7 protein-coding genes are annotated in these 6298 nt (G+C 64.1%); 3 read left to right on the top strand and 4 right to left on the bottom strand.

Annotated features, from left to right (window positions below; all coding sequences use genetic code 11):
• A partial coding sequence (locus MOV75_RS23830; protein ID WP_247006724.1) for a spermidine synthase occupies nt 1–953 on the top strand: 953 nt, incomplete at its 5' end.
• Between the two features lie 147 nt (nt 954–1100).
• Here the strand turns inward: MOV75_RS23830 and MOV75_RS23825 are convergent.
• Nucleotides 1101–2084, bottom strand: coding sequence for a glycerophosphodiester phosphodiesterase (locus MOV75_RS23825; RefSeq protein ID WP_247006723.1), 984 nt, complete (start codon nt 2082–2084; stop codon nt 1101–1103).
• Between the two features lie 72 nt (nt 2085–2156).
• Complete coding sequence (locus tag MOV75_RS23820; RefSeq protein WP_247006722.1) at nt 2157–2951, bottom strand: L,D-transpeptidase; 795 nt, start codon at nt 2949–2951, stop codon at nt 2157–2159.
• A 312-nt stretch (nt 2952–3263) separates the two neighbouring features.
• Here MOV75_RS23820 and MOV75_RS23815 point away from each other — a divergent pair, with 312 nt between their 5' ends.
• Nucleotides 3264–3590, top strand: a complete 327-nt coding sequence (locus MOV75_RS23815) for a hypothetical protein (RefSeq protein ID WP_247006721.1) — start codon at nt 3264–3266, stop codon at nt 3588–3590.
• Between the two features lie 102 nt (nt 3591–3692).
• On the opposite strand, the gene MOV75_RS23810 is transcribed toward MOV75_RS23815, so the two are convergent.
• Nucleotides 3693–4454, bottom strand: coding sequence for an ABC transporter permease (locus tag MOV75_RS23810; protein WP_246931670.1), 762 nt, complete (start codon nt 4452–4454; stop codon nt 3693–3695).
• Nucleotides 4451–5374, bottom strand: coding sequence for an ABC transporter ATP-binding protein (locus tag MOV75_RS23805; RefSeq protein WP_246931672.1), 924 nt, complete (start codon nt 5372–5374; stop codon nt 4451–4453). Before MOV75_RS23805 ends, MOV75_RS23810 begins: the two co-directional genes overlap by 4 nt.
• A gap of 288 nt (nt 5375–5662) precedes the next feature.
• Here MOV75_RS23805 and MOV75_RS23800 point away from each other — a divergent pair.
• On the top strand, nt 5663–6298 hold a 636-nt coding region (locus MOV75_RS23800; protein WP_247006720.1), incomplete at its 3' end, for a hypothetical protein.

The raw sequence follows: 6298 nt of genomic DNA, 5'->3' as shown, positions 1-6298 counted from the left end.
GCAGCGTCGGCGTGCTCGCGGCGCTGCTCGCGCTGGCGCTCAATGCCGGCCGCTGGAAAATCTTCGCCACCGTCGCGCTCGCGCTGGCGTTGATCCGGGTCTATCCGGCGGACGAGGGCCGCGTCACCACGGTGCGCAGCTTCTTCGGCGTGCACAAGATCGTGGTGACGCCCGGTGGCTATTTCCATGTGCTGATGCACGGTACCACCATCCATGGCGCCGAGCGTTTCCGCAACAATGACGGCACGCCGGTCGCCGGCCGGCCCGAGCCGATCACCTATTATCACAAGGATGGCGGCATCGGTCAGGCCGTCAGCGCGATCCGCGAGCGCAAGGGTGCGCCGCTCAAGGTCGCCGCGATCGGCGTCGGATCGGGCACGCTCGCCTGTGCCGCCGCGCCTGGCGAGGACTGGACATTTTTCGAGATCGACCAGTCGATGGTCGATGCCGCGCGTGACCCCAAAAATTTCCGCTACATCTCGAGCTGCATGCCGGACATGAAACCGGTGATCGGCGATGCGCGCCTCACCTTCGCCAAGGAGCCCGACGGCGCCTACGACCTCATCATCGTCGATGCCTATTCGTCGGATGCAATCCCGATCCATCTCGCCACCGAAGAGGCGATGAAGATCTACAAGGACAAGCTCGCGCCGCATGGTGCCGTGGTCATGCACGTCTCCAACCGCCACCTCGATCTCGAGACCGTCGTGGTCGGCATTGCGGATGCCAACGATCTCAAGAGTTGGGTCTTCAACGAGGATTCAGGACGCGATGGTGACTACATTTTCTCGACCGACGTCGTCATCTCCGCGCGCGAGGATGCCGATATCGGCCGGCTCGCCGCCTCCAAATCATGGGAGCAGACCGAAGCCGACGACAGGGTGCGGGTCTGGACCGACGACTATTCCAACATCCTGGGCGCGTTGTATCGGCGCTTGAGGGACGGGGAGTAGAGCTGCAAGTCTGGGTGCTTTGTGCCCCGGCGCTGCGCAGCACAAAGTGATGCGCTGCAGATCCGGGGCCCATGGCGCAGGGTTCTGGGTCCCGGCTCTGCGGAGCAGCGTTGCACGCTGCACCGCGTCCGGGACACGAGAGCGATTCTACGGCTCGACCGGCGTCCCCGCCGGCAGCGCAATTCCCTTCTCGCCCGCGACGGCTCTCAACAGGTCCGGCCTGTCCGAGATAATGCCGTCGGCACCGAGCTCGATCATCCGCGTCATGTCTTCGCGCTTGTTGACCGTCCACACCACAACGCGCAATCCGAGGTCGTGGGCCTCCGAGATGAGCGCGGCGGTCACATCGCCGAAATAGGGCGACCAGATCGCACCGCCCGCAGCCTTGATCGTCCGCGGCAGCGAACCGCCGTGATCGGCCGGGCTGAAGCCCGCCGTCCAGTTGGTGGCCTTGTCCAGCGCCACTGTCTGGCCTGAGCCGCGCTGGAGCGTCAGGTACACCGTCGGGATCTTCGGAGCCTGCTGCTGGACGAGCTGCAAGGTTCTCCAGTCGAAAGACTGGATCATGACCCTGTCGGAAAAGGTTTCGGTCTCGATCAGTCCCAGCAGCTTCGCGACAAAGGCTTGCGGGTCGAGGGATTGGTCCGGATGGTTCGGATCGATCTTGGTCTCGATGTTCAAGCGCACACGCGAGTTGCCGGATTTTCGTACCAGCGCGAACAGCTCGCTCAAGGTGGGAATGCGTGTCCCCGGCAGGGCCCGCTGGTCGGGGAATTGTTTCGCATAGGCGCTGTCCGGCCGGATCTGGCCGACGTCATAGGTCCTGACCTCGTCGAGCCGCAGTTTTACCAAGGGCGTGCCGGGTGCAGTTATGTAGGCGCCGCCGACACCGCGGGCGAGATCAGGATTGAGCCCGCGCTCATGCGAGACGACGACCGCGCCGTCCGCGGTCACGCCGACGTCGAGCTCCAGCGTGTCCACGCCCATCGACAGCGCGTTGGCGAAGGCGGGCAGGGTGTTTTCCGGCAACAGCGCCCGCCCGCCGCGATGCGCCTCGAGGTCGAATCCCATGGCTTGTCCCGCCATCAGAATCGAGAACACGGTCACGATGGTCGCGGCACGTGATGGCATGGTGCCTCGAAGCGATATCTGCTGCTCGTGCTAATCGGCGAGAGCGGTCGATGGCGACCGCGGACGGTCGCGTCAGTTCTGATAGTAATAGCCGCGTGGCTGATAAACCTGCCGGGGCTGTGGCTGATAATAGCCCTGCTGGCCGTAGCCCTGATTGTAATATTGCTGCGGCTGCTGCTGATAGACCTGCGCGTCATAGAGCGGGCGGTTGGCCGAGCGCGGCGCGGGATAGCGCGCGCCGGTGTCGCTGCCGTCGGCGGGATAGATGTAGTTGTCGTCCTGCGGCATGTAGCGGCGGGCGGGCTGCGCCGGCGGCGTCAGGTTCACGGGATCGCCTGTGGTGGCGTATTGCTCCTCAGTGGGCTGCTGCGGAGCCCGCGCCACCGCAGTGTTGGCGCGGCCACGCGGATTGCGTGCCAGGGCCACTTGCGACGAGCCGGTCAGCGTCACCGTGGTGTTGAGCACGCCTTGCTGCTGCACCAGCGCATAGAGCGTCGAGGCATTCTGGCGCGACAGACGCACGCAGCCATGGGAGGCGGGCGAGCCGAGGCGGCCAACCGAGTCCGTGCCGTGGATGGCGTGACCTACTTTCGTGAAGAAGATCGCGTGCGGCATCGGCGCGTCGTCGAATTCCTTGGAGTAGTGATCCTCTTCCATCCGGAAGGTACGGAACGCGCCGCTCGGCGTCTCGCGCGAGGGGATGCCGGTCGACACCGGCCAGTGATAGCGCGCCACGCCGTCGACGGCGACGGTCATCTGCTGGTTGTCCTTGTCGACGGTGATCTCGACCTTGGCCTGCGCGGTGCCCGCGCTCAAAAGCATCAGGGATGTGAAAGCAATGAAAAATGAACGCATCTGGAAACGCATTTGAATTCTGGCCTCCGGCCTGTTCACGCTAGGCGCCGCGGCTCTCCGTCCCGGCGTGCAATATGCCTGCAATCCGGCTTTGGTTCCAGCGGCCTGCCTGCCCATCGTTAACGCGACGGCGGGCGTAAGCAAGGCCGCTTTGTGCCGCGTAGCTTGCGGCGGCGCTGACATTTTCGCGAGCGGCGCGGGTGCACCACGCCGACAATTCGTCACAAAGGCGCAACCATTCCGCCGCTCGGTGCGTTGATGATCGCCTACCTTTGACAGGCGCGCTCGCCGCCATTCACCCCGCATCATGCCCTGGGACCGAAGATGAACAAAGCCCGTCTCGCCGCCGCGCCATTGCCGGCCAGTTTGCCCGGCCGCCTGCTGTTCGCAGCTGCCGCCCTTCTGCTCGCGCTGTTGTCACTGCCGCAAGCCGGCCACGCCCAGGGCATCGTGCGCGGCGCCCAGGAAGGCTCCTATGAAGGTAACCGGATCGCCGGCCCCGTGGGCGGCGCGGTTGGAGGCGTCGTCGGCGCCGGTGTCGGCGGCGCCGTTGGCGCAGTCGAGGGTGTGCTTGGGATTCCCCACCGTCATTACCGCCACCGCTGCCGCGGCTACTATGACGGATATCACCACTTCCATTGCTATCGGTGATGGCCCCCGTAGCCCGGATGGAGCGCAGCGCAATCCGGGTCTTTCACGGCTCGGAAAGACTGCCCCGGATTTCGCTGCGCTCCATCCGCGCTACTAGCCGTCTCAATTCTTCAGCCGGTACCCCGTCCTGAAAATCCACCAGATCACGACCAGGCAGATCACCAGGAACGCCACCGTCATGCCGATGCTGACGGACACGCTGACGTCAGCGATCTCATAGAAGCTCCAGCGGAAGCCGGAGATCAGATAGACGACCGGGTTGAGCAGCGCCACCGTGCGCCAGGTGGGCGGCAGCATGTCGATGGAATAGAAGCTGCCGCCGAGGAAGGTCAGTGGCGTCACCACCAGCATCGGGATCATCTGCAGCTTTTCGAACCCGTCGGCCCAGATGCCGATGATGAAACCGAACAGGCTGAACGTCACCGCCGTCAGCACCAGGAAGGTCAGCATCCAGACCGGGTGCTGGATGTGCAGCGGCACGAACAGACCGGCTGTTGCCAGGATGATGAGGCCCAAAATGATCGACTTGGTCGCGGCGGCACCGACATAGCCGAGCACGATCTCGAAATAGGAGATCGGCGCCGACAGGATCTCGTAGATCGTGCCGGTGAATTTCGGAAAGTAGATGCCGAACGAGGCGTTGGCGATGCTCTGGGTCAGCACCGAGAGCATGATCAGGCCCGGCACGATGAAGGTGCCGTAGCTGACGCCCTCGACCTGGCTGATGCGCGAGCCGATCGCGGCGCCGAAGACCACGAAATAGAGAGAGGTGGAAACCACCGGCGAGACGATGCTTTGCAGCAGCGTGCGCCAGGTGCGCGCCATTTCGAACAGATAGATGGCGCGGATGGCGCGGTGGTTCATGACGTCCTCACGAGATCGACGAAGATGTCCTCGAGCGACGATTGCGTCGTATCGAGATCGTTGAAGCGGATGCCGGCGGTGCGGAGATCGCCGAGCAGGCTGGTGATGCCGGTGCGCTCACCCTTGGTGTCGTAGTCGTAGACCAGCGTGGCGCCGGCATCGCAGAGTTCGAGCTCGTAATGGCTGAGGCTTTCCGGCAGCGACGTGATCTTGTTCTGCAGATGCAGCGTCAGCCGCTTCTTGCCGAGCTTCTGCATCAAGGTCGTCTTGTCCTCGATCAGCACGATCTCGCCCTTGTTGATGACGCCGATGCGGTCGGCCATCTCCTCGGCTTCCTCGATGTAATGCGTGGTGAGGATGATGGTGACGCCGGACTGCTGGAGGGTGCGCACCACCTCCCACATGCCCTTGCGCAACTCGACGTCGACACCGGCGGTCGGCTCGTCCAGGAACAGGATCTGCGGCTCGTGCGACAGCGCTTTGGCGATCATCACGCGGCGCTTCATGCCGCCGGACAGCGTGATGATCTTGTTGTCCTTCTTGTCCCACAGCGAGAGGTCCTTCAGCACCTTCTCGATATGGGCAGGATTCTTCGGCTTGCCGAACAGGCCGCGGGAGAAGCTCACGGTGGCCCACACACTCTCGAAGGAATCGGTGTGCAATTCCTGCGGCACGAGTCCGATCAGCGAGCGCGCCTTGCGGTAGGAGGTCCGGATGTCCTCGCCGCCGACGAGGACGCGGCCTTCGCTGGCATTGGCGATGCCGCAGATGATCGAGATCAGCGTGGTCTTGCCCGCACCGTTGGGACCGAGCAGCGCGAAGATCTCGCCGCGCTTGATGTCGAGATTGACGTTCTTGAGCGCCGTGAAGCCGGACCCATAGGTCTTGGACAGATTGGCGACGGAAATGATTGAGGACATGATGGCCGCAAGGCTGGGGGCAAAGGCTGGGAGGGGAGGCTGGAACCGTCCGGGGAGGGAGGTCAGCGGAGCCCTGAAATAGGAACGCACTTGCCCGGCCGCAATTGTCCGGAGGAAAATGGTCCCCAAACAGGCCCTTTGGTGGCATGTTTCGGGCAGGTGTGTTGCGCGATGGTCACGGGCTGTGGCTAAGATTGTCGTTCACGTGCCTCTTTGTTGCGTCTGCGAGCAGGCCGTGGCTACGATTCCGGCCAATCGCAAAGCGTATTGTCCCCAGGGAATAGATCGATGAGACCGAACGGCCGTCACACCGCCGGCGCCAGCCAGTTGTCCGCCCTCCGCGTGTGGGCGATGTGCCTGCTCCTGCTGTCAGCTATTGCCATCAACCCGACCACCGCCAAGGCCGCGCCCAGCCAGGCCGCGGCCGCGACCACGCATGTCTACCTGCTTCGCGGTGTGCTCAACATTTTCTCGCTCGGGCTCGACACGATCGGTGCCCGGCTCCAGGCGCAGGGCGTCCCTGTGACCGTCGCCAACTTCGTCTCCTGGTCCTCGCTCGCCGATGAAGCCGCGACCGCCTACAAGGCCGGCCGGCTCAAGACCATCGTCCTGGTCGGCCATTCCTCCGGCGCGACCGCGCTGCCCGACATGATCGCGAAACTCAACCGGCTCGGCGTGCCCGTGAAGCTCGCGATCGGCCTCGACTCCGTGTTCAAGACCAGGCTCTCGACCGGCGCGGAGCGTTACATCAACATCTATATCGGCGATGGTCCCGGCGAGCCGGTGAAGCGCGCCGACGGTTTCCGCGGCAAGCTCGACAACGTCGACGTGCGCGGCACCGGCGTCGGCCATATCTCGATCGACAAGAACGAGGCGATCCAGCGCCGCGTCATCGCCGAGATCGACGCAGCGATCATGCGCTCG

Origin of the sequence: Bradyrhizobium sp. PRIMUS42 (assembly GCF_023006515.1) — a bacterium.
Taxonomy (GTDB): domain Bacteria; phylum Pseudomonadota; class Alphaproteobacteria; order Rhizobiales; family Xanthobacteraceae; genus Bradyrhizobium.
Note: the sequence above shows the minus strand (reverse complement) of the source record. Positions and strands in the feature narration are given on the sequence as shown.